Origin of the sequence: Mesorhizobium sp. ESP7-2, assembly GCF_020164715.1 — a bacterium.
Taxonomy (GTDB): domain Bacteria; phylum Pseudomonadota; class Alphaproteobacteria; order Rhizobiales; family Rhizobiaceae; genus Mesorhizobium.
The window spans coordinates 329,623-351,978 of the sequence record NZ_JAIUGQ010000001.1; the positions used below are offsets into that span (position 1 = coordinate 329,623).

A 22,356-nucleotide genomic window follows, 5' to 3' on the forward strand; every position below is an offset into this window, starting at 1 on the left:
TGTGTTAATGGCCGGCGAACGCAATTCATGTCGCCCGGAACCGTCCAGTGGTTTGGGACGACGGCATCCAAGAATTTACCCTTTCAACCCCGGGAAACTCAGGCCATGGCAACAGCAGCGGCGGCGTCCAACAAATTCGAATCCTTCTTCGAAACCACTTTGGAAGATGCCGATCCGGAGATCTTCGGCGCCATTCGCAACGAACTCGGTCGCCAGCGCCACGAGATCGAGCTGATCGCTTCGGAGAACATCGTCTCTCGCGCCGTGCTCGAAGCGCAGGGGTCGATCATGACCAACAAATATGCCGAGGGCTATCCGGGCAAACGGTACTATGGCGGCTGTCAGTTCGTCGACGTGGCTGAGGAACTGGCCATCGAACGCGCGAAAAAGCTGTTCGGCTGCAACTTCGCCAACGTCCAACCGAATTCCGGCAGTCAGATGAACCAGGCGGTGTTCCTGGCGCTGCTGCAGCCTGGCGACACCTTCATGGGCCTCGACCTCAATTCCGGCGGGCATCTCACCCACGGCTCGCCGGTCAACATGAGCGGCAAGTGGTTCAAGGTCGTCTCCTATGGCGTGCGCAAGGAAGATCATCTGCTCGACATGGACGCCATCGAAAAGACCGCGCACGAGACCAAGCCGAAGCTGATCCTGGCCGGCGGCACAGCCTATTCGCGCATCTGGGACTGGAAGCGCTTTCGCGAGATCGCGGACGCGGTCGGCGCCTATCTGATGGTCGATATGGCGCACATAGCGGGCCTCGTCGCCGGCGGCGTGCATCCCTCGCCCCTGCCGCACGCCCATGTGGTGACGACCACCACGCACAAATCGCTGCGCGGCCCGCGCGGCGGCATGATCCTGTGCAATGACGAGGATATCGCCAAGAAAATGAACTCGGCGGTGTTCCCCGGCCTGCAGGGCGGCCCGCTGATGCATGTCATCGCCGCCAAGGCGGTGGCCTTCGGCGAAGCGTTGAAGCCGAGCTTCAAGGTCTATGCCGAAAGCGTCGCCGCCAATGCCAAGGCGCTGGCCTCTAGCCTCAAGGAAACTGGTCTCGACATCGTCTCCGGCGGCACCGACAACCACCTGATGCTGGTCGACCTCAGGCCCAAGAACGCCACCGGCAAGCGCGCCGAGGCGGCCCTTGGCCGCGCCAACATCACCTGCAACAAGAACGGCATCCCCTTCGACCCGGAAAAGCCCTTCGTCACTTCGGGCGTACGGCTGGGCACGCCGGCCGGCACCACGCGCGGCTTCTGCCAGGCCGAATTCCGTGAGATCGGCAAGCTGATCGCCGAGGTGCTGGATGGGCTCAAGGTCGCCAATTCCGACGAAGGCAATGCCGCGGTCGAGGCTGCGGTCAAGGCCAAGGTCGTTGCATTGACCGATCGGTTCCCGCTCTATCCCTATCTCGGTTGACCATCCTATCTCGGTTGACCGGGCGCGAAGCGTCATCTTTTATCCACCGGCGGTGCGTCACCCCTGATCGGGTGACGCATGGAACCGGAGAATTGATGATGCGCATTTTTTGTCTTGCCTCATTCGGCGCCTTCGGCTGGCTGGCTGCTTGCGGGCCTGTTTTGGCGCAGACGCAGCCCGCCCCGGACATGCCAGCCACCAGCACTTTCGGCCGCTGGACCACCATGGTCGATACGCTCGACACCGGCCAGGACGCGCACAAGACCTGCGCCGCCTCCACGGCGTTCTTCGACGCGAGTGGCAATTCGGGCACGCTGACATTGTCGATCTCGACAGGCGATGCGCTGCCGCCCGATGCTTATCCGGCTGTCATGATCACCATCGACAACCGGACCCTGCCGACCGACAAGAAGATCGCGGCCATTTTCGGCGATCCCGGCGTCAAGGTTTCCGCGACGGTTTACTCCAACGATGCCGTCAATGGCCGTCCCAGCTGGACGGTCGACAACCAGGCCAAGACAAGTCTCGCGCTGCTGCGGGCCATGCGAAAAGTCACGTCGCTCGACGTCACCTTCGGCAAGCAGGCCGTCGCCAGCATTCCGATGGACGGTTTCACGAAGGCCTATCGCAATCTCGGCACATCTTGCGGCTTCCCAACCAAGGACGTTGCGCCTTAACGGCTTGGCGGGCAGGGGACGATGGACATTCTCTGGAAAGGGGCATTGCCGTCTGGCTGCTTGCCGCGCTGGCAATCTTCCTCGCGCCTCGCTATCTCTGAGGCGCGGCAGGCCGTCGAAGAAACGGAACTGCTTCAATCCGCACCGGAAAGGCTCTAATCCTTTCACCTCACCAGATTCGCGAACCCAAGGCTCTCCATGCGCTGTCCCTATTGCCAGTCCGAAGATACGCAGGTGAAGGATTCGCGCCCCGCCGAGGACGGCGCGGCGATCCGCCGGCGGCGTGTCTGCCCCGATTGCGGCGGCCGTTTCACCACGTTCGAGCGCGTGCAGTTGCGCGACCTCGTCGTAGTCAAGAAATCAGGGCGAAAAGTACCTTTCGACCGCGACAAGCTGTTGCGCTCGGTCGAGATCGCGGTGCGCAAGCGCAATGTCGACCCCGAGCGCATCGACCGCGCGGTGACCGGCATCGTGCGCCAACTCGAAAGCTCCGGCGAAACGGAAGTGGCTTCCGGTGAGGTCGGTCGGCTTGTCATGGATGCACTGAAGTCGCTCGACGATGTCGCCTATGTGCGCTTCGCCTCGGTCTATCGCAATTTCCGTGAGGCCAAGGATTTCCACGAGCTGCTTGGCGAGCTGAAGGGGGACGAGGAAAAGAGCGAAGAGGACGCCGGCTGAGGATGGCGGGACCGCAACGCAGCGAGGCCGAACAAGCGGCCCTTGACCGCCGTTTCATGGCCGCGGCCTTGCGGCTGTCGCGCAAGAACGCAGGTCGCACCTCGACCAATCCGTCTGTCGGCACGATCATCGTGCGTGACGACGGTTCAGGCCCGATGATCGTCGGCACCGGCGTCACCGCGATTGGCGGCCGGCCGCACGCCGAGACCGAGGCGCTGGCCGAGGCTGGCGAACTCGCGCGGGGCGCCACCGCCTATGTCACGCTCGAGCCTTGCGCCCATCACGGCCGCACGCCGCCTTGCGCCAACGCGCTGATCAACGCCGGCATCGCGCGCGTCGTGGGCGCTGCCAGCGATCCGGATTCGCGGGTCTCCGGCAAGGGCTATGCCATCCTGCGCGACGCCGGTGTCGAAGTGGTGGAAAAGGTCCTGGCCACCGAAGCTGCCGAACAGATGGCGGGCTATTTGATTCGCTCTCTGAGAAAACGCCCGGAAGTTATCCTGAAGCTTGCGCTTTCCAGCGACGGCAAGATCGGCATGGAAGGCGCCGGCCAGGTCGCGATAACAGGCGACATGGCGCGTCGCGAAGTCTACCTGATGCGCGCCGAGGCGGACGCCATCCTGGTCGGCATCGGCACGGCGCTGGAAGATGATCCGGCGCTGACGGTGCGTTTGCCCGGGCTGGAGAACCGTTCACCGGCACGCATCGTGCTCGACCGCCAGATCAGGCTGCCGGAGGGCTCGAAGCTTGTGTCGGGCGTCGATCGCGTACCGCTTTACGTCGCGGCTTGCCTGGAGGCCGATCCGCAGCGCCGGGCGGCACTCGAGCGCGCCGGCGTACGCTTCATCGGCACGGAGACGCACGAGGGCGGCGTCGCATTGCCGGAGCTGCTCGAGGATCTGGCGGCGCTCGGCATGGCAAGCGTGCTGGTCGAGGGCGGTGCCAAGGTGGCGAGCGCTTTCCTGGCCGACGGGCTGGTCGACCGCATCGTGCTGTTCCAGGGACCGGAAGCGATCGGCGAAGACGGCATTGCATCGCCTGTCGACGCTGACCATATCCCGGCAGGTTTTCGCAAGCTGCGCGAGATGCGGTTCGGCGAAGACGGTTACGCCGAATGGACCAGGGATTTTCAGGGATAGCGATCGATGTTTACCGGGATTGTCACCGATATCGGCACCGTGGCCGCCATCAAGCCGCTGCGGGAAGGGGTGGGACTGCGCATCGACACCGCCTATGATCCCGAGACCATCGCCATCGGCGCCTCGATTTCCTGCGGTGGCGTCTGCCTGACGGTCACGGCATTGCCCCACAGCGGCTCAAATGCGCGCTGGTTCGAGGTCGAGGCCTGGGAGGAGGCGCTCAGGCTGACGACGGCGGCGGGCTGGAAAACGGGCACCAGGATCAATCTGGAGCGGGCGCTGAAGATCGGCGACGAACTCGGCGGCCACATCGTTTCGGGCCATGTCGATGGCACCGCCGAGCTCGTCGAGCGCAGGGATGAGGGCGATGCCGTGCGCTTCACGCTGGAAGCGCCGCGCCATCTGGCGAAATTCATCGCGCCGAAAGGCTCCGTCGCGCTCGACGGCACCTCGCTCACCGTCAACAGGGTCGAGGGCACCCGCTTCGACGTGCTGTTGATCCACCACTCGCTGACCGTGACCACCTGGGGCGAGCGCAACGCCGGCGACCGCGTCAATCTCGAGATCGACACCATGGCCCGCTACGCCGCGCGCCTGGCGGAGGCCGCGAAAGAGGGGCTGTAGGCACAGCCCCAATCTCACCTCGACTTAATCAAGTTTAATCGCTATGATTAAACTTGATTGTGAGGCTTGAATGGACACAAAAGTTATCACCGCTCATGTTCCGCTACCGCTTGCGGAGAAAGTGGACCAACTGGCTGCTCGACTTGAGCGTCCGCGCGGGTGGATCGTCAAACAAGCCCTTTCCGCTTGGGTCGATTTGGAGGAGGAACGTCGACGGCTCACGCTTGAAGCGCTGGCCGATGTCGACGCTGGTCGGGTTATAGACCACCAGGCCGTTCAGGTATGGGCCGAGAGTCTTGGTACTGAAAAGCCACTGCCGGTACCACGTTGATGGAGCTGAAGTGGACCAGTAAGGCTTTGTCCGATCTGGTCAGGCTTCATGACTTTCTTGCACCAGTAAACAATCAGGCGGCAGCCCGCGCGGTGCAGTCGCTGGTTGCCGCCCCAGCACGGCTAATCGAGTATCCGCGTATTGGGGAGAAGCTGGAAGAGTTCGAGCCGCGCGAAGTCCGCCGCATTTTGGTCGGCAACTACGAGATTCGCTATGAGATAGCGAACGCCACGATTCTGTTGCTGCGCCTGTGGCACACGCGAGAGGATCGATAGGACGACTAGCCCCCCGGCAATCTTCCGCTTGCGATCAATCCGGCTTCGGCCTAAGTCACCGGCGACCCCGGAGACATTTATGGCTGGCACATCCCAACACGGCAAGGCGTTCATCCGTCCCAAGACGAAGGCGCACTTGCTTATCATCGAGGCGCGCTTTCACGACGACCTTGCCGACGCGCTGCTCGACGGCGCGACAAGCGCGCTCGATGAAGCGGGCGCGACTTACGACGTCGTTACTGTTCCCGGTTCGCTCGAAATTCCCGCGGTGATCACCTTCGCGCTCGACGGCATGGCCGAAGGCGGGACGGGCTATGACGGTTTTGTCGCGCTCGGCACCATTATCCGTGGCGATACCTATCATTTCGACATCGTCGCCAATGAATCCAGCCGTGCGCTCATGGACCTGTCCGTGCAGGACTCGGTCTGCATCGGCAACGGCATCCTGACCACCGAGAACGATGCACAGGCGTGGACGCGAGCCAAGCGCTCGGAAGGCGACAAGGGCGGCTTTGCCGCGCGTGCGGCGCTGACCATGATCGCGCTGAAGGAACAGTTGGGAGCGCGATCGTGAGCGAACCCGCTTCGCCAGGACAGCCCGCGGTGCGCCACGCCAACAAGCGCGGTGCTGCCCGTCTGGCTGCCGTGCAGGCGCTCTACCAGATGGATGTTGCCGGCAGCGGTGTGTTCGAGATCACCGCCGAGTACGAGGCGTTCCGTCTCGGCAAGGAAGTCGACGGTGCGCTTTATCGCGAGGCGGACGCGCAGTGGTTTCGTGCCATCCTGACGGGCGTCGTCGAGAACCAGAAGACCATTGATCCGATCATCCGCCAGGCGCTGACCGACGACTGGCCGCTGTCGCGCCTCGATTCCACGCTGCGTGCCATTCTGCGCGCGGGCGTCTATGAACTGATGAAGCGCGAGGACGTGCCCGTCGCGGTCATCGTTACCGAGTATGTCGATATCGCCAAGGCCTTCTACGAGGAAGACGAGCCGAAGCTGGTCAACGCCGTGCTCGACCGTGTGTCACGCCGTGTGCGTGGCGAGGGCCGCGGCAAGGACGCTTCGTGACCGCCATCGCCGTCGAGGCGGGCAAGGAGGCGCGGCGGACCGCGCTGATCCTCGCCGCCTCGCAGGCGATCATTGGCTCGGCGGCTCCCATAGCCATCTCCATGGGCGCGCTGGCTGGGCAGTATCTGCTCGGCGCCGACAAATCCCTGGCGACGGCGCCCATCACTGGCTTCAATCTCGGCGTGGCGCTCGGCGCCTTGCCGGCTGCGGCCATCATCCGATGGCTCGGCCAGCGGGGCGGCTTCATGACCGGAACCGTCGTCACCGCGCTCGGCGGGCTGGTCGCCACCCTGGCGTTGTTCCACGGCAGCTTCTGGCTGTTCGCGTTCGCATTGCTCGTCATCGGCGTCGGCGGCGCCTTCGTCCAGCAGTTCCGTTTTGCCGCTGCCGACAACGCACCGCCGGCGTTCAAGGCGCGCGCCATCTCCTTCGTGCTCGCCGGCGGCATCATCACCGCCATTCTCGGGCCTCAGATCGTCATCTTCACCCGCGAATTGTTCGCGCCTGTCATGTTTGCCGGTTCTTTCGCCTCGATCCTGCCGCTGGCGGCGGCCGGCGCCATCATCCTGTCGTTCCTGCGCTTGCCGGCGAAGGCCGCGAGCAAGGTGGTGGACGTTGCCGACGGCGATGCCAGACCCCTTTCCGAAATCGTCACAAAGCCGCGTTTCGTCGCGGCGCTCTTCTGCGCCGTCGGCAGCTACGCGCTGATGAGTTTCGTCATGACCGGCGCGCCGCTCGCCATGGTCGGCTGCGGCCTGTCCGAGGACGATGCGACGCTGGGCATCTCCTGGCATGTCATGGCGATGTTCGGGCCAAGCTTCTTCACTGGCTCGCTGATCCATCGCTTCGGCGCCGAGCGCATTGTCGCCATCGGCCTGCTGTTGCTGACCGGCTGTGCCGTCGTTGCACTGTCGGGCCTGGCGCTGTGGCAATTCTGGGCAGCGCTTATCCTGCTCGGCCTCGGCTGGAATTTCGCCTTCATCGGCGCCACCGCCATGGTGGCGGCCAGCTACCACCCTTCCGAAAAGGGCAAGGTGCAGGGCTTCCACGACTTCGTCCTGTTCGGCTCCGTCGCCTGCGCGTCGCTGATGTCGGGCATGGTCTACAACGCCTGGGGCTGGACGATGCTGAACTGGATGATCTTTCCGGTCGCCGCCCTCTGCTTCGTGGCACTCGGCGCGCTGAAGATAACGAGCTTGCGACCGGCTTGACGCCGATTTGAAAGTTATGCGTCCGGCGGCAGGACCTGAAGCACCCGCGCTATGAACATATGGAACTCAGCCATATAGTTGCGCAGGAAGTCCTTGGTGGATTCAACCGTCACCTCGCCCTCATCCGTGATCAGCCCCGGCGTGAACTGGATATAGGCTTCGGGCGCATTCATCTGTGGCGAGTTGCAGAAACCCAGAACGCTGCGCAGGCTTTGTTGGGCGACGGCGGTCGCGATGGCCCCCGGCGATGTTCCGATGACGGCGGACGGTTTGCGCGCGAATGAATTCTTGCCGTAGGGGCGACTGGCCCAGTCGATTGCGTTCTTCAGTCCGCCGGGGATCGAGCGGTTATACTCCGGGGTGACGAACAGCACGGCCTGAACGGAGGCGATCGCCTTTTTGAAAGCTTGGGCGGCTGGTGGGAAATTGGCGTCATAGTCGTAGCTGTAGAGCGGCAGATCCTTGAAGCCGATTTCCGTCATTTCGAGTTCTGGGGGGGCAAGTTGAACGAGCGCCTTCGCGAGCTTGCGGTTGATGGATTCCCGGGCAAGGCTGCCGATGAGATAACCGACCTTGTGTATGGCCATGACACGCTCTCCGTGTTTGCCGCCCGCACCCTCGGGGCATTATCCGCCGGAAGGCGGCCGATCGCCAGCCCGCTGTTGCCGCCGCGCCGAAATCGGCGCGTCTGGAACAAAAATATTGTGCTGATCCCCTTTCTTATGAAACCGTATGCCCCGACTGGCCGTTGAAGCCATGCTCATATGCGCCCACCGCATTCCGGTTCACAGCAAGGGATTTCACAATGTTTTCGATCAAGCATCTGGTCGGCGCCGCTGTCGCGCTGAGCCTGTCAGCCGTTTCCGCGAGTGCTCAGGTCGTCGTTTCCTCGAAGATCGACACCGAGGGTGGCGTGCTCGGCAACATCATCCAGCTCGTCCTCAACGCCAACAACATCAAGACCACGGACCGCATCCAACTCGGCGGCACGCCGGTAGTGCGCAAGGCGATCATCGCCGGCGAGATCGACATCTATCCCGAATACACCGGTAATGCGGCCTTCTTCTTCGAGAAGGCCGATGACCCCGTTTGGAAGGATGCGGCCAAGGCCTATGAGACGGCCAAGAAGCTCGACTACGACGCCAACAAGATCGTCTGGCTGTCGCCGGCGCCGGCCAACAACACCTGGGCGATCGCCCTGCGCAAGGAAGTCGCCGAAACCAACAAGCTCGCCACGCTGTCCGATTTCGGCAAATATGTCGCCGGCGGCGGCAAGATTGTGCTGGCGGCCTCGGCCGAGTTCGTCAATTCGGCCGCAGCCCTGCCGGCCTTCCAGACCACTTATGGCTTCACGCTGAAGCCGGACCAGCTGATCACCCTTTCGGGTGGCGATACGGCAGCGACCATCGCCGCGGCCGCCAACCAGACCAGCGGCGCCAACGCCGCCATGGTCTACGGCACCGATGGCGGCATCGCGCCATCGGGCCTCGTCGTGTTGACCGACGACAAGGGCGTGCAGCCGGTCTACCAGCCGGCGCCGATCATCCGCGAATCCGTGCTGAAGGAGCACCCGGAGATCGAGACTCTGCTGAAGCCGGTCTTCGCCAAGCTCGACCTCGTCACGCTGCAGGAGCTCAATGGGCGCGTGCAGGTCGGCGGCGAGCCGGCCAAGGGCGTCGCCGAGGACTTTTTGAAGAAGAACGGGTTTTTGAAATAGCTACGCGTCGATAAGTGACGTCAGTGCGAGGCGCCCCCCTCTGTCCTGCCGGACATCTCCCCCTCAAGGGGGGAGATTGGCAGTTTGTGCGCCTCGCTTCTTTTTACAGCGCCGAAGATCGGCGAAGGCCGTCACGACATCCGATCTCCCCCCTTGAGGGGGAGATGTCCGGCAGGACAGAGGGGGGCGCCTCGCGCAAACGCGCCTTATGACCCCGCGTTTCGACAAGCTCGGCGTGGTCATCGCCGTGATTGCTGCCTATGCGGCTTTCGCGGCACCATTCGCCACCTTCCGCGCCAACCGCATCGTTCCCGGCCAGGCACGCTCGATCCTCGAAGCGCTGCCGGTAACGACCGGTCCGCTGCTTTTGGCTATCCTCGTCCTCGCTGCCCTTGTCGCCCTGTTCAGGACGCCGCTCATCTTGCGCCTTGCAGCCAGCGCGATCGCGCTTGTCGCGCTTGCGCTGCTCATCGGTGTCGCCGGCACGTTCCTCACTCCGGCCGGAAATAGCTTTGCCCGGGTCTCGCCAGCTTCCGGCTTCTGGATTCTCATCTTCGCCTTCACGCTTTTGCTCGCCGACGTATTGACCCGGCTCAACCTGTCGCCTTGGGCGCGCGTCGGCGTGCTTGTCGTTGCGGCGCTGGCCATCGGCTTGCTGCTGATTTCGGGACGCTGGGACAGCCTCTCGATCCTCAAGGAGTATTTCAACCGCGCCGACAGTTTTTGGGCCGAAGGCTCCAAACACGTGACCCTGGCGCTCGGCTCGCTGCTTGCCGCCGTGATCGTCGGCTTGCCGCTCGGCATCCTGTGCCACCGCGTCGAGAGCCTGCGGGCCGGCGTCCTCAACGTCTTGAACATCATCCAGACCATTCCTTCGATCGCGTTGTTCGGCCTGCTGATCGCGCCGCTCGGCTGGGTCGCAACCCACGTGCCGGGAGCCGCCGCGCTCGGCATCAGGGGCATCGGCACGGCGCCCGCCTTCGTCGCGCTGTTTCTCTATTCGCTGCTGCCGGTGGTGGCCAACACCGTGGTCGGCCTTGCCGGCGTGCCGCGTGCCGCCAACGATGCGGCGCGAGGCATGGGCATGACCGACCGCGAGCGCCTGTTCGGTGTCGAGTTTCCGCTGGCCTTTCCGGTGATCCTCACCGGCATCCGCATCGTCCTGGTGCAGAACATCGGCCTTGCGACCATCGCCGCGCTGATCGGCGGTGGCGGTTTTGGCGTGTTCGTGTTCCAGGGCGTCGGCCAGACGGCGATGGACCTGGTGCTGCTCGGCGCCGTGCCGACCGTGGCGCTGGCTTTCGCCGCCGCCATCATTCTCGACGCGGTGATCGAAATGACCGCCACCAAGCGCAGGGTTGAAACGGCATGATCGAGATCGAAGGCATCACCAAGCGCTATGACGCGACGACGGTCGTCGACAACGTTTCGATGATCATCGAGCCACGGACCATCGCCGTCATCGTCGGCACCTCGGGCTCCGGCAAGACGACGCTGCTGCGCATGATCAACCGGCTGGTCGAACCGACATCAGGCACCATCAAGCTCGACGGCGCCGACAATCGATCGGTGCCCGGTTACGAACTGCGCCGCAGCATCGGCTACGCCATCCAGGGCCACGGCCTGTTTCCGCATCGCACCGTGGCGCAGAACATCGCCACCGTGCCGGTGCTGCTTGGCTGGGACAAAGGTCGCATCAAGGCCCGCGTCGATGAACTGATGACGCTCTACCAGCTCGATCCCCTGGAATTCGGGCCGCGCTACCCGCACGAACTCTCCGGCGGCCAGCAGCAGCGCGTCGGCGTGGCCCGCGCGCTTGCCGCCGAACCCAACGTGCTTTTGATGGATGAGCCGTTCGGCGCGCTCGACCCGATCATCCGCACCAAGGCGCAGGAGGATTTGCTGGCGATCCAGAAGCGCTTCGGCACCACCATCATCCTCGTCACCCATGACATGGAGGAGGCCGTGCACATGGGCGACAGGATCGCGGTGATGGATGCCGGCAAACTCGTGCAATATGCAAGGCCGGCGGAGGTCCTGGCGAAGCCGGCCAACGCCTTTGTCGAGACGTTGGTCGGCGCCAGTGAAAGGCCATTCAGGCTGTTGTCGCTCGGTCGGGTGCGTGACGCCGTGGAGCAGGGCGGAGCCGAAGGCGAAGCGATCCCCGGCGACGCCAGCCAGCGTGACGCGCTTGCGGAACTTCTCTGGTCCGGCAGGCCGGCGCTGCCGGTGAAGGGCTCGGACGGCAAGCCGATCGGCCGCGTCACCGTGGATGGCCTGGTCAAGCGGGCGGCGAGGCCGGCATGAAAGCCTGGCTGCCTCTGTTGCTCAGGCTTGCGCTGGTGGTGTTGCTTGTTGCTTTCATCACCAGCCCGGGTTGGTTCGAGCCGTTGCTGAAGCCGCTGACCGAAAACAACGCTCCCGCGATCTACAACCAAGGCAGCCTGCTGACGCTGACGCTGCTGCATCTGCGTACCGTGTTGATCGCGACCGTCGCGGCCACCATCGTCGCCGTGGCGCTTGCCATCCTCGTCACCCGGCCCGCAGGCGCAGAATTCCTGCCGCTGTCGCGCAGCCTGGTCAATATCGGCCAGACCTTTCCGCCGGTGGCGGTGCTGGCGCTCGCCGTGCCGGCGGTCGGCTTCGGCGAGAAGCCGACGCTGATCGCGCTGTTTCTCTACGGCCTGCTGCCGATCTTCGAGAACGCGCTCACCGGACTGACGACGCTGCCGGCCAATGTCGTCGAGGCGGCGCGCGGCGCGGGCATGACCGGCTGGCAAAGGCTCACCAAGGTCGAACTGCCGCTCAGCGCGCCGATCATCCTTGGCGGCATCAGGCTGTCGGTGGTGATCAGCCTGGCCACCGCCACCATCGGCTCCACGGTGGCCGCCAGGACGCTCGGCGAGGTGATCATCGCTGGGCTGCTGTCGAACAATCTGGCCTTCATCTTGCAGGGCGGTTTGATCGTCGCGGCACTTGCCGTGCTGATCTATGACGGACTATCCGCGGTCGAGCGCTACGCGGCGCGCCGGATGGGGCGTGAGGCGGAATAGCTGTCAGCGCGCGTTGGCAGGGCAAAGTGGTCGAGAATTGCCGCCAGGGGGGCGCCGACTTCTCAAGGCTCTTGCCATTGTCTTGAAAATCGCAACGCTTGTTCAACCAAGGTGAGTGCAAGGCGCAGGCTCAACGGCACCAGGTGAGGCAGGAAGATGGATTGGCTATCAGGCCTCGGTCGCAGGCTTTGGCGCTCCGGTGAGGCAAGGCCGGCGCGGCCAGTCGGCTTCCCGATTGCGATCTTGTCGTTCGACAGGCCGGGCTATCTGCGCCAGGTGCTCTACAGCCTTCGCCCGCAGATCGCAGAGCGGGACAGGGTGGTGCTGTTTCAGGATGGCGGCTGGAACCGCTGGAGCGGCCGCCAGAAGGGCAATGCCGAACTGATTGCTCAGTGCGTTGCCGCCTTTCGCCGGATCATCCCGTGGGGGGAGGTAGTCGAGGCGCCGGAAAACCTCGGCATCGCGCTGAATTATGAGCGCGCCGAGCGTTACCTGTTCGAGGATTCGCGGGCAGAGAAGGCGCTGTTTCTCGAGGATGATCTGCTGCTTTCGCCCAACTATCTCGGCGTTGTCGGGCAACTCCTCGATCTCGCCGAGCAAGACCAGCGCATCGCCTATGTCGCGGCCTATGGCGATCTCTGGGCCGGCCGGCGCAGCCAGCGGCGCCGAGCACACGACCTCATCCCGATGCACGAGAACTGGGGCGCCGCGCTCACCCGATCCGCCTGGCTGGCCGAGCGGCCTTTTCGCAAGCAATATCTCGAACTGGTCGGCGATTGCGACTATTCCAGGCGCGATCACGAAGCGATCAAGGCTTTCTATTCCGGACGCGGCTGGAAGAATGAGATCACCAGTCAAGATGCCGCCCGCTGGATAGCGTGCGCCGAACGTGGCGCGGTGCGGGTTACCACCTTCGCCTGTCACGCCCGCTACATCGGCATGCATGGCGAACACTCCACTCCCAAGCTGTTCAAGGCGTCGAAGTTTGACAAGACGGTGGTGTTCAGGGGCACTCCGCCTGATTTGACCGCGCCGACGGACGATGAGGTGGCGTTGTGGCTGGGTACCGAGCGCCAGCGCTTTCAGGGCGGCGGCAAGCCGTTCTATGTCGGGCACGGGTTGTGATCCGAATTTAATCGGTTTGCACGAAGCAATGCGGCGAAAGCCGGGCAAAAACCGAACAATATCTTGACGTTCGCAGCCCTGTTTCGCATACACCGATGCGAAGAGGGGGATTCCATGCACGGGATTCCGTCTTTGTCTCAACGGCCCAGGGAGGGGTTCTTTTGGGCCAACAATCGAGGAAAACCCGGCAATGACCATAATTTCCGCCGTCATCGCCTGCGGCTTGCTTTCTGTCCTTTACGCCATATGGGCGACACGTTCGGTCCTTGCGGCCGACCAGGGCAACGCACGCATGCAGGAAATCTCCGCCGCCATTCGCGAAGGCGCGCAGGCCTATCTGGCGCGCCAGTACAGCACCATCGCCATCGTCGGCGTGGTCGTGCTCCTGCTCGCCTGGTGGCTGCTGTCGATCACCGCCGCCGTCGGCTTCCTGATCGGTGCCGTTCTGTCGGGCGCAGCCGGCTTCATCGGCATGCATGTTTCGGTGCGAGCCAATGTGCGCACCGCACAAGCGGCTTCCAACAGCCTCGCCGCCGGCCTCGACATCGCCTTCAAGTCGGGCGCCATCACTGGCATGCTGGTTGCCGGCCTGGCCCTGCTTGGCGTTTCGATCTACTACCTCATCCTCACTCATTTCCTCGGTCTCCAGCCTAACGACCGCATCGTCATCGACTCGCTGGTCTCGCTCGGCTTCGGTGCTTCGCTGATCTCGATCTTCGCCCGCCTCGGCGGCGGCATTTTCACCAAGGGGGCCGATGTCGGCGGCGATCTGGTCGGCAAGGTCGAAGCCGGTATTCCGGAGGATGATCCACGCAACCCGGCCACCATCGCCGACAATGTCGGCGACAATGTCGGCGACTGCGCCGGTATGGCCGCCGACCTGTTCGAAACCTATGCGGTGACGGTCGTCGCCACCATGGTACTCGCCGCCATCTTCTTCGGCGGCACCGCCGTCCTCGGTGCGGCGATGCTGTATCCGCTCGCCATCTGCGGCGCTTGCATCCTGACCTCGATCGTCGGCACCTTCTTCGTCAAGCTCGGCTCCAACGGCTCGATCATGGGCGCGCTCTACAAGGGCCTGATCGTGACCGGCCTGCTGTCGGTCGTTGGCCTCGGCGTCGCCACTTCGGCCACGCTAGGCTGGGGCGAGGTCGGCACCGTCGCCGGCATCACCATCACCGGCAAGAACCTGTTCATCTGCGGCCTTATCGGCCTTGTGGTGACCGGTCTCATCGTCGTCATCACCGAATACTACACCGGCACCAACAAGCGCCCCGTCAACTCGATCGCCCAGGCGTCGGTAACCGGCCACGGCACCAACGTCATCCAGGGCCTCGCGGTCTCGCTGGAATCGACGGCGCTTCCGGCAATCGTCATCGTCGGCGGCATCATCGCCACCTACCAGCTCGGCGGCTTGTTCGGCACGGCGATCGCCGTCACCACCATGCTCGGCCTCGCCGGCATGATCGTGGCGCTCGATGCCTTCGGCCCGGTAACCGACAATGCCGGCGGCATCGCCGAGATGGCGGGCCTGCCCAAGGAAGTGCGTCACTCCACCGACGCGCTCGACGCGGTCGGCAACACCACCAAGGCGGTGACCAAGGGTTACGCCATCGGTTCGGCCGGCCTCGGCGCGCTGGTGCTGTTCGCGGCCTATTCGAACGACCTGAAGTTCTTTGCCGCCAATGGCGACAAATATCCCTACTTCCAGGGCATGGGCGAAATCTCGTTCGATCTCTCCAACCCTTACGTCGTCGCCGGCCTGATCTTCGGCGGCCTCATACCCTACCTGTTCGGCGGCATCGCCATGACGGCCGTCGGCCGCGCGGCGGGCGCCATCGTCGAGGAAGTGCGTAAGCAGTTCCGCGAGGATCCGGGCATCATGGCCGGCACCTCGAAGCCGAACTATGCGCGTGCCGTCGACCTCCTGACCAGGGCGGCAATCCGGGAGATGATCATCCCGTCGCTGCTGCCGGTGCTGGCGCCGCTCGTCGTCTATTTCGGCGTGCTGCTGATCTCGGGGTCGAAGGCGTCCGCCTTTGCGGCGCTTGGCGCCTCGCTCCTCGGCGTCATCGTCAATGGCCTGTTCGTCGCGATTTCGATGACCTCGGGCGGTGGCGCCTGGGACAACGCCAAGAAGTCGTTCGAGGACGGTTTCACCGACAAGGACGGCGCCAAGCACCTGAAGGGTTCCGAGGCGCACAAGGCTTCGGTGACCGGCGATACGGTCGGCGATCCCTACAAGGACACCGCCGGCCCGGCAGTCAACCCGGCGATCAAGATCACCAACATCGTGGCCTTGCTGCTGCTGGCCGTGCTCGCGCACGGCTGAGACCAGGACTTAAAATCAAAAACCCGCGAGGAGCGATCCTCGCGGGTTTTCGGTCGCCTGAGACATTTCTGTTCCCCAAGTCGGGGAAGCAGGATCTAGGGAAGCAGGAATCCTGGCGATTAGGGGGTGCCGCCGCCGGGAATGCCGGGCGCCAGCTTGCTGGCACCGTTGATGATCTGGCTGAGGAAGTTCTGGTCCTTGCCGCCGGTCGGTGTGGTGCGCGAAATGAAGTCGAAAATCTTGCCGTCCTTCAAGCCGTAATTGGCGATCTGGGTGACGCGGCTGTCCGGGCCGAAATAAACCGCCAGCACCTTCTGGTCGACCAGCCTCGGCTTGTCGAAGGCGACGTAGCGCTTGCGCGTCTGCGAGATATAGTAAAACGCCTCGTTGTCGAAAGTCGCCGTGGTCGACGGCGTGCCGAGCGCCAGAAGCACCTGCTCGCGGCTGGAACCGACCGGCACCGAATCGATCGCCTGCTGATCGAGGACATAGCCTTGCGTGAACGTCTCGCTCGGATTGAGGTCGCCGATCATCTTATTGGTGTGGCAGGCAGACAGCGCCGCCACGATAGCCAGCAAAGAGATCGCACCGGCATGCCTCGAAATGAAAGTCGACTTGAAATTCAGCGCGCGCAACAACAATTCTCCATTCCATCGCCGCAACTTGCGCTGGGCCGCAAAACCGGTAAACCAGCTTGCTTGCCGATGCAACAAGGCCAATTCAACAAACGGTCCCCGGAGACCATCCCCATGTTCCAGCGCCTTTTTGGCCGCGAACGCCACGCCAACCGCGCCATCACCGAGGCGCTTTACGCACAAATCGTGGCGGCGGCGCGGCAGACTGTTTTTTATTCCCACTGGAATGTGCCGGACACGCCACTTGGCCGTTTCGAGATGCTTTCGCTGCACATGTTCCTGGTCCAGCACCGCATGCGCGGCGAGGACGGTGTAGCACAGGAGATCGCACAGGTGCTGATCGACGAGTTCTTCCTCGACGTCGACCATTCCTTGCGGGAACTGGGCATTGGCGATGTCGGCGTGCCAAAACGCATGAAGAAACTGGCGAAGATGTTCTATGGCCGCACCGCCGCCTATGATGATGCGCTGGAACGAAACGATCATGACGGTCTGACCGCGGCACTTGCCCGTAACGTCCGTCCCGACGCCGACGCCTGGCCGGAAGCATCGCGTTTGGCCGGGTATGTCGCCGGCGCCAGCCGGCAACTGAGCGCGCAGCCGACCGAATCGATCGTTGCCGGCACTGTGGCATTTCCAGAAGCCAACGGAGGCTGATCGATGAAACACGCCGATATGCAAAGTCCGGTATCCTTTTTCGCCAATGTCGCCCGGCTGCCGCAGAAGGGGCTGCCCGTGGTGATCGAGGCTGACGCTGCCCAGCGCGCGGCACTCGCCGAGGCGCACGGGCTGCTGTCGGTCGAAGCCTATCGCGCCGAACTGCTCGTAGCGTCGTGGAAGCGCAATGGCGTCAAGGTCAGCGGCCGTGTCGAGGCGGACATAACCCAGGCCTGCATCGTCACGCTCGACCCCGTCCAGGCGCATATCGATGAGCCGGTCGAGGCACTGCTCTTGCCCGAGGATTCCAAGCTCGGGCGGCAGGGATTCGAAGGCGGCGGCGAGATCCTGCTCGACGCGGACGGGCCCGACAGTCCCGAGACATTTTCGGGCGACATCATCGATGTCGGGGCGCTTGCCGAACAGTTCTTCGGATTGGCGATCGACCCCTATCCACGCAAGCCAGGCGCGTCGCTTGGTGCCGGTGACGACACCGGATCGGCCGAGAATGAATTTCAGCAAAAACTACGATCCTTGCTGGGAAAATCCTGAAAACCTCGCCCGCGACGGAAAAGTCGGTTGTGCGACAGCCTAAAACCGCTATTTTCGCCGAACCTTTGCGATCGCTAAAACGACTTGCCGCCTAACCGTGAGATGAATACCGCGTGATCAGGATTTCCATCGATGCTATGGGCGGCGATCACGGACCAACCGTGGTCATTCCAGCGCTCATGACGGTCGCGACCCGCCGTCCCGACATCCGCTTCGTCGTCTATGGACGTGAGGAACTGGTGCGCCCGGAACTGGCCAAGTTTCCCAAATTGGCCGAGGTCAGCGAGTTCTTCCACTGCGAGATCGCGGTCAGGATGGACGACAAACCGAGCCAGGCGCTGCGCCATGGCCGCTGGAAGTCGTCGATGTGGAAGGCGGTCGAGGCGGTCAAGTCGGGCGCCGCGGATGCATGCATCTCCGCAGGCAACACCGGCGCGCTGATGGCGATGTCGAAATTCTGCCTGCGCACCATGGCCACGATCGAACGTCCGGCGATTGCGGCATTGTGGCCGACATTGCGTGGCGAGAGTGTGGTTCTGGACGTGGGCGCCACCATTGGCGCCGACGCGCACCAGCTCATCGACTTTGCCATTCTCGGCACCGGCATGGCGCGTTCCGTATTCGGCGTCGCCCGGCCCACGGTCGGCCTGCTCAATGTCGGCGTGGAAGAGATCAAGGGCCAGGAAGAGGTCAAGGAAGCGGGACGCATGTTGCGCGAGGCCAACATGGCCTCGATGAACTACCATGGCTTTGTCGAAGGCGACGACATCGGCAAGGGCACGGTCGACGTCGTGGTGACGGAAGGCTTCGCCGGCAACATCGCGCTGAAGACGGCGGAAGGCACCGCGCGCCAGATAGCTGGCTATCTGCGCGCCGCGATGAGCCGCACGCTGATGGCCAAGATCGGCTATGTCTTCGCCAAGGGCGCCTTCGACCGCCTGCGCGAAAAGATGGATGTCGGCCGCTCCAACGGCGGCGTGTTCCTGGGGCTGAACGGCATCGTCGTCAAAAGCCACGGCGGCGCCGATTCGGACGGTTTCGCCGCGGCGATCGAACTCGGCTACGATATGGTGCGCAACAATCTGCTCGACCGCATCGAGGCCGACCTCGATCTGTTTCATGCGCGCAACCCGCATGCCCTGACAGCTAGGAAATCCGACGTCGTTACCGACGCAAAGGAATAGGAAAGAATTTTGATCAGATCAGTTGTGCGCGGCACGGGCGCCGCGCTGCCCCGCCGCATCATGAAGAATGCCGATTTTGAAGGCATGGTCGAGACCTCCGACGAGTGGATCGCCCAGCGCACCGGAATCCGCCAGCGCCATATCGCGGCCGATGACGAGACGACGGCCTCCCTGGGCGAGGCCGCGGCGCGCGCCGCGCTTGCCGATGCCGGATTGACCCCGGACGATATCGATCTGATCGTGCTGGCGACCTCGACGCCCAACAACACGTTCCCCGCTACCGCTGTCGAGATCCAGAACCGGCTCGGCATGCAGCACGGTTTTGCCTTCGACTTGCAGGCGGTATGCTCAGGCTTCGTCTATGCGGTGACGACAGCCGACCTCTATATCCGCGGCGGCCTGGCAAAGCGGGTGCTGGTGATCGGCTCGGAGACCTTTTCGCGCATCCTCGACTGGAGCGATCGCTCGACCTGCGTGCTGTTTGGCGACGGCGCCGGCGCGGTCGTTCTGGAAGCGGGCGAGGGGGCCGGCAAGATCGCCGACCGAGGCGTCCTGGCGGCCAGCCTGCGTTCCGACGGCGCGCACAGGGAGAAGCTTTTCGTCGATGGCGGGCCGTCGACGACGGGAACGGTCGGCCATCTGCGCATGGAAGGCCGTGAGGTCTTCAAGCACGCGGTCGGCATGATCACCGATGTCATCGAGACGACCTTCTCGGCCGCTGGCATTACCGCCGACGATCTTGACTGGTTCGTGCCACACCAGGCCAATAAACGGATTATTGACGCTTCAGCAAAAAAGCTTGGGATAGCAGAGCAAAAGGTGGTGGTGACCGTCGATTTGCACGGTAACACCTCGGCTGCTTCCGTACCGCTGGCGCTGTCGGTGGCCGTCGCCGACGGCCGCATCAAGAAGGGTGACCTGGTGCTCCTGGAGGCGATGGGCGGCGGCTTCACCTGGGGCGCCGTTCTGGTTCGCTGGTAAGTGGAGAACGGTCCGGTTTCGGTCCTTGACCTTGCCGGATCAATTACTTAGGCTCTGCTGTTGTTGTGCCGATTTTATGTTTGAACTGATGGGACGGTCGCATGGGGGGAAAAACACTTACGCGCGCCGACCTGGCCGAGGCCGTCTACCGGAAGGTCGGTCTGTCGCGCACTGAATCCGCCGAACTCGTCGAGGCGGTACTTGACGAGATCTGTGAAGCGATCGTGCGCGGCGAGACGGTGAAGCTGTCGTCCTTCGCGACGTTTCATGTCCGTTCCAAGAATGAGCGGATCGGGCGCAATCCCAAGACCGGCGAGGAAGTGCCGATCCTGCCGCGTCGGGTGATGACCTTCAAATCGTCCAACGTGTTGAAGAGCCGAATCTTGCGTTCTCACCAGAACAGCAAGGCCAAGGGCGGCAAATAGTCCTCATTGCACGGTTGAAAACCGGTGCCGCGATGACGGCGGGCTTGAATATTGCTTCACAAACCGCTGAAATAAGGCCCGATTCGGCGGTATGGCCGGATTGGTGTTCTGGCGTATGATCGATTCCGCGATGGCGGAACAAGCTCTTCTCTTCGTTGAGCGTGATCTCGTCTGAAGACCGTTCCGGGCCACGCTCCAGCGTGAGGATTTCGCCCATGGACAAGAGCCCTGACGCCTTCCGCACCATCAGTGAGGTCGCGGAAGACCTCGACCTGCCACAGCATGTGCTGCGTTTCTGGGAGACGCGCTTCAATCAGATCAAGCCGATGAAGCGCGGCGGCGGCCGTCGCTACTACCGGCCGCAGGATGTCGAACTGATCAAGGGCATCCGGCATATGCTCTATGACCAGGGCTACACCATCAAGGGCGTGCAGAAGCTGCTGCGCGAAAACGGCAATCATTTCCTGGTCGCCATCGGCAATGGCGACATGGCCGCCGTCGAGGCGATTTCGCAGCGCAAGCAGGCCGATCAGGTGCCACTGACGCCGGCAGCCCAGCCGCGCGGGGGAGATGACGAACTGGTTGGCCAGCCAAGGGTCAAGCCCAGCCGCCGCTTTTTCGGCCTGGGCAAGAGCGACGAGGAAGGTCCGGTTGCGCCGGATGCGTCGAAACTCTCGCGTGACAATCGCGCGCTGCTGCAGGAGGCGTTGTTCGACCTCCTGGAATGCAAGCGCCTGCTTGACCAGGTGCGCTGACCGCGAGTGGCTTCGACGTCCCGAAAACCGGAACCGGCGGTCGGGTGAGGCGTTACGTTTCCTTCTGCGAAGCAAGGAAACGGATGATGGTATCATATTCGACCCTTTCGGACATCGACCTGGAAAAGCAGGTCGCGGCTCTCTCGAGGGAACTCGCGGCGTTGCGCAAGGCAGTGTCAAAGCGAGGTGGCGCTTATTATGAAGACGGCCGTGATGCCGCTCTTGATGCGTATTCGGATCTTGCGGAGCGCCTGCGCGATGCCATGCCGGCAATCCGCAAACAGGGCAGGGTGATCGAGAAATCGGCACGCGACCATCCGGCCGCGGCCGCCGCGGTCGGCCTTGTCGTGCTCGGCCTAGTCGCCAGCCTGCTGCTCGGCCGGCGCTGACTGCTACTCCAGGACAAATCTAGAGAGAAATGGCGGCTCGCTTTTCCAGGCCGGCCGCCATTCCCATTCATATCAGCGATTTGTCGTGCCGCGTCGGCATCTGGCGCGAAGCGCGTCGGCATAGAGGCGCACGACACCGGCGTGCGGCCGGCGCAGGAAGGCGGATTGATCGAGCCGCCACAGCCGCTCGATTTCCGCGGCGATCGTCGGGTTTGTCCATGTGCCATATCCGGCGGCCGAGTAGACGGTGATCTCGCCGGCATGGAGATGCTCGTCGGTGACCAGGAAATCGATCCTGACATAATCGAGGTCGCCGGCTATAGCGGGCGCGATCGAGATCGCCTGGCGGACATGGGCGATGAGCCGCGCATTGACAGGCAAGACCTGATCCTCGCCGGGATAGTCCGGATCGCGGCCGGGCAACGGATTGGCTTCCCGGTCGAACAGCAGCGAACGCTTGGCGTGCTTATCCTCCACCCAGACATGGCATATCACCCCGCTGCAGACATGGACCTTGATGTCAGTGGCGATCGTCCCGCCGCTGAGCGCCAGCCGCTCCTCCACGAAAACAGTCGGTGCGACAGGCCAATAGGCCCATTCGCCATTGCGCCGGCCGTAACGCTTTTTGAGCCAGCGGCTCGCCTTGCGCACGATGGCAGTGCGATCTGGTTCTCCGTCGGAGACGAATATGTTCATTGCGCAGCCATGGTTTGCCTTGACCATGACGTCTCCAACGAGCAGGCCCGGTGGGATGTCCGTGGCGTCGCGCCCGGACCAAAGCGTCTTTGGCATTGCGATCTCGGGACAGGCGTCCCGGATATGGACCTTGGCCGCGAGCTTGTCGGTCAGCGTCACGAACAGCGGGTTGCGATCGAGGATTTTTCGCCAGAGCAACAGCTCATGGTAGCGGCTGGGTACGGCGGTATTGGGCAGATAGCCCAGTTTCATGACAAATCGTACGACGAGGACAGGGTGGCGCAGCGTCAGCCACAATCGCGCGACCGACAGGACAACGCGGTCTGTCCGGGAAAGATAGGCCTTGGCCGTCATCGGGGATACCTGGCCTGTTGGCGAAGCCTGATCCGGCGCAGCATGCCGCTCGGAAATATCCTTGCCGTATCGCGAT

The 22,356-nt window shown here is 63.4% G+C and carries 26 protein-coding genes; 23 read left to right on the forward strand and 3 right to left on the reverse strand.

What is annotated here, in order from left to right; all coding sequences use genetic code 11:
* Positions 1–105: 105 nt before the first annotated feature.
* From glyA to LB543_RS01770, 10 genes are all read left to right on the forward strand, one after another.
* On the forward strand, positions 106–1,419 hold the full coding sequence (gene glyA, locus LB543_RS01725; RefSeq protein WP_224612651.1) for a serine hydroxymethyltransferase: 1,314 nt from the start codon (positions 106–108) through the stop codon (positions 1,417–1,419).
* A 98-nt stretch (positions 1,420–1,517) separates the two neighbouring features.
* Positions 1,518–2,096 (forward strand): hypothetical protein, encoded by a 579-nt coding sequence (locus LB543_RS01730; protein WP_411908733.1) that lies wholly within the window; start codon positions 1,518–1,520, stop codon positions 2,094–2,096.
* 198 nt (positions 2,097–2,294) lie between these two features.
* Positions 2,295–2,774, forward strand: a complete 480-nt coding sequence (gene nrdR, locus LB543_RS01735) for a transcriptional regulator NrdR (RefSeq protein ID WP_015318247.1) — start codon at positions 2,295–2,297, stop codon at positions 2,772–2,774.
* A gap of 2 nt (positions 2,775–2,776) precedes the next feature.
* Complete coding sequence (gene ribD, locus LB543_RS01740; RefSeq protein WP_224612653.1) at positions 2,777–3,913, forward strand: bifunctional diaminohydroxyphosphoribosylaminopyrimidine deaminase/5-amino-6-(5-phosphoribosylamino)uracil reductase RibD; 1,137 nt, start codon at positions 2,777–2,779, stop codon at positions 3,911–3,913.
* 6 nt (positions 3,914–3,919) lie between these two features.
* Complete coding sequence (locus LB543_RS01745; protein ID WP_224597932.1) at positions 3,920–4,537, forward strand: riboflavin synthase; 618 nt, start codon at positions 3,920–3,922, stop codon at positions 4,535–4,537.
* A gap of 70 nt (positions 4,538–4,607) precedes the next feature.
* Entirely contained in the window at positions 4,608–4,868 is a 261-nt protein-coding gene (locus LB543_RS01750; protein ID WP_224612655.1) for a CopG family ribbon-helix-helix protein, read from the forward strand.
* Entirely contained in the window at positions 4,868–5,143 is a 276-nt protein-coding gene (locus LB543_RS01755; protein ID WP_224612657.1) for a type II toxin-antitoxin system RelE/ParE family toxin, read from the forward strand. Before LB543_RS01750 ends, LB543_RS01755 begins: the two co-directional genes overlap by 1 nt.
* Before the next feature lie 79 nt (positions 5,144–5,222).
* On the forward strand, positions 5,223–5,717 hold the full coding sequence (gene ribH, locus LB543_RS01760) for a 6,7-dimethyl-8-ribityllumazine synthase (protein ID WP_140809158.1): 495 nt from the start codon (positions 5,223–5,225) through the stop codon (positions 5,715–5,717).
* Complete coding sequence (nusB, locus tag LB543_RS01765) at positions 5,714–6,214, forward strand: transcription antitermination factor NusB (protein WP_015318243.1); 501 nt, start codon at positions 5,714–5,716, stop codon at positions 6,212–6,214. The genes ribH and nusB overlap by 4 nt, the downstream gene beginning before the upstream one ends.
* Positions 6,211–7,425: an MFS transporter gene (locus LB543_RS01770; RefSeq protein ID WP_140755384.1), complete on the forward strand. Its 1,215-nt coding sequence runs from the start codon at positions 6,211–6,213 to the stop codon at positions 7,423–7,425. Before nusB ends, LB543_RS01770 begins: the two co-directional genes overlap by 4 nt.
* 14 nt (positions 7,426–7,439) lie before the next feature.
* Here LB543_RS01770 and LB543_RS01775 read toward each other — a convergent pair whose 3' ends face one another.
* The gene (locus tag LB543_RS01775) at positions 7,440–8,012 is read right to left on the reverse strand and encodes an NADPH-dependent FMN reductase (RefSeq protein ID WP_224612659.1); all 573 of its coding nucleotides are present in this window, start codon (positions 8,010–8,012) and stop codon (positions 7,440–7,442) included.
* A gap of 218 nt (positions 8,013–8,230) precedes the next feature.
* Between LB543_RS01775 and LB543_RS01780 the strand changes: the two genes are divergently transcribed.
* The 6 genes from LB543_RS01780 (at position 8,231) to LB543_RS01805 (ending at position 15,652) form a co-directional block, all read left to right on the forward strand.
* Complete coding sequence (locus LB543_RS01780; protein ID WP_140755380.1) at positions 8,231–9,142, forward strand: ABC transporter substrate-binding protein; 912 nt, start codon at positions 8,231–8,233, stop codon at positions 9,140–9,142.
* A 208-nt stretch (positions 9,143–9,350) separates the two neighbouring features.
* On the forward strand, positions 9,351–10,514 hold the full coding sequence (locus LB543_RS01785) for an ABC transporter permease (RefSeq protein WP_224612662.1): 1,164 nt from the start codon (positions 9,351–9,353) through the stop codon (positions 10,512–10,514).
* On the forward strand, positions 10,511–11,449 hold the full coding sequence (locus tag LB543_RS01790) for an ABC transporter ATP-binding protein (RefSeq protein WP_224612664.1): 939 nt from the start codon (positions 10,511–10,513) through the stop codon (positions 11,447–11,449). The genes LB543_RS01785 and LB543_RS01790 overlap by 4 nt, the downstream gene beginning before the upstream one ends.
* Positions 11,446–12,195, forward strand: a complete 750-nt coding sequence (locus tag LB543_RS01795) for an ABC transporter permease (protein WP_140755374.1) — start codon at positions 11,446–11,448, stop codon at positions 12,193–12,195. The genes LB543_RS01790 and LB543_RS01795 overlap by 4 nt, the downstream gene beginning before the upstream one ends.
* Positions 12,196–12,351: 156 nt before the next feature.
* The gene (locus tag LB543_RS01800; protein WP_140809166.1) at positions 12,352–13,320 is read left to right on the forward strand and encodes a hypothetical protein; all 969 of its coding nucleotides are present in this window, start codon (positions 12,352–12,354) and stop codon (positions 13,318–13,320) included.
* Positions 13,321–13,510: 190 nt separating this feature from the next.
* Complete coding sequence (locus LB543_RS01805; RefSeq protein ID WP_140755370.1) at positions 13,511–15,652, forward strand: sodium-translocating pyrophosphatase; 2,142 nt, start codon at positions 13,511–13,513, stop codon at positions 15,650–15,652.
* 119 nt (positions 15,653–15,771) lie between these two features.
* On the opposite strand, the gene LB543_RS01810 is transcribed toward LB543_RS01805, so the two are convergent.
* Positions 15,772–16,287 (reverse strand): outer membrane protein assembly factor BamE, encoded by a 516-nt coding sequence (locus LB543_RS01810; RefSeq protein WP_224612666.1) that lies wholly within the window; start codon positions 16,285–16,287, stop codon positions 15,772–15,774.
* A gap of 114 nt (positions 16,288–16,401) precedes the next feature.
* On the opposite strand from LB543_RS01810, the gene LB543_RS01815 reads away from it, so the two are divergent.
* The 7 genes from LB543_RS01815 to LB543_RS01845 all read left to right on the forward strand — a co-directional run bounded on the left by LB543_RS01815 (position 16,402) and on the right by LB543_RS01845 (position 21,230).
* Positions 16,402–16,944 (forward strand): ubiquinol-cytochrome C chaperone family protein, encoded by a 543-nt coding sequence (locus tag LB543_RS01815; protein ID WP_224612668.1) that lies wholly within the window; start codon positions 16,402–16,404, stop codon positions 16,942–16,944.
* Between the two features lie 3 nt (positions 16,945–16,947).
* Positions 16,948–17,496 (forward strand): YceD family protein, encoded by a 549-nt coding sequence (locus LB543_RS01820; protein WP_140809172.1) that lies wholly within the window; start codon positions 16,948–16,950, stop codon positions 17,494–17,496.
* 113 nt (positions 17,497–17,609) lie between these two features.
* On the forward strand, positions 17,610–18,680 hold the full coding sequence (gene plsX / locus LB543_RS01825) for a phosphate acyltransferase PlsX (protein ID WP_140755362.1): 1,071 nt from the start codon (positions 17,610–17,612) through the stop codon (positions 18,678–18,680).
* A gap of 9 nt (positions 18,681–18,689) precedes the next feature.
* Positions 18,690–19,661 (forward strand): beta-ketoacyl-ACP synthase III, encoded by a 972-nt coding sequence (locus LB543_RS01830; RefSeq protein ID WP_224612670.1) that lies wholly within the window; start codon positions 18,690–18,692, stop codon positions 19,659–19,661.
* A 101-nt stretch (positions 19,662–19,762) separates the two neighbouring features.
* On the forward strand, positions 19,763–20,086 hold the full coding sequence (locus LB543_RS01835; RefSeq protein ID WP_006201891.1) for an integration host factor subunit alpha: 324 nt from the start codon (positions 19,763–19,765) through the stop codon (positions 20,084–20,086).
* A 215-nt stretch (positions 20,087–20,301) separates the two neighbouring features.
* Entirely contained in the window at positions 20,302–20,841 is a 540-nt protein-coding gene (locus tag LB543_RS01840; RefSeq protein WP_127280880.1) for a MerR family transcriptional regulator, read from the forward strand.
* An 86-nt stretch (positions 20,842–20,927) separates the two neighbouring features.
* Entirely contained in the window at positions 20,928–21,230 is a 303-nt protein-coding gene (locus LB543_RS01845; RefSeq protein WP_140755358.1) for a hypothetical protein, read from the forward strand.
* 72 nt (positions 21,231–21,302) lie between these two features.
* Here the strand turns inward: LB543_RS01845 and LB543_RS01850 are convergent, their stop codons facing one another.
* A complete protein-coding gene (locus LB543_RS01850) occupies positions 21,303–22,280 on the reverse strand; it encodes an ATP-grasp fold amidoligase family protein (protein WP_224612672.1) in 978 nt (325 codons plus the stop codon).
* Positions 22,281–22,356 lie beyond the last annotated feature (76 nt).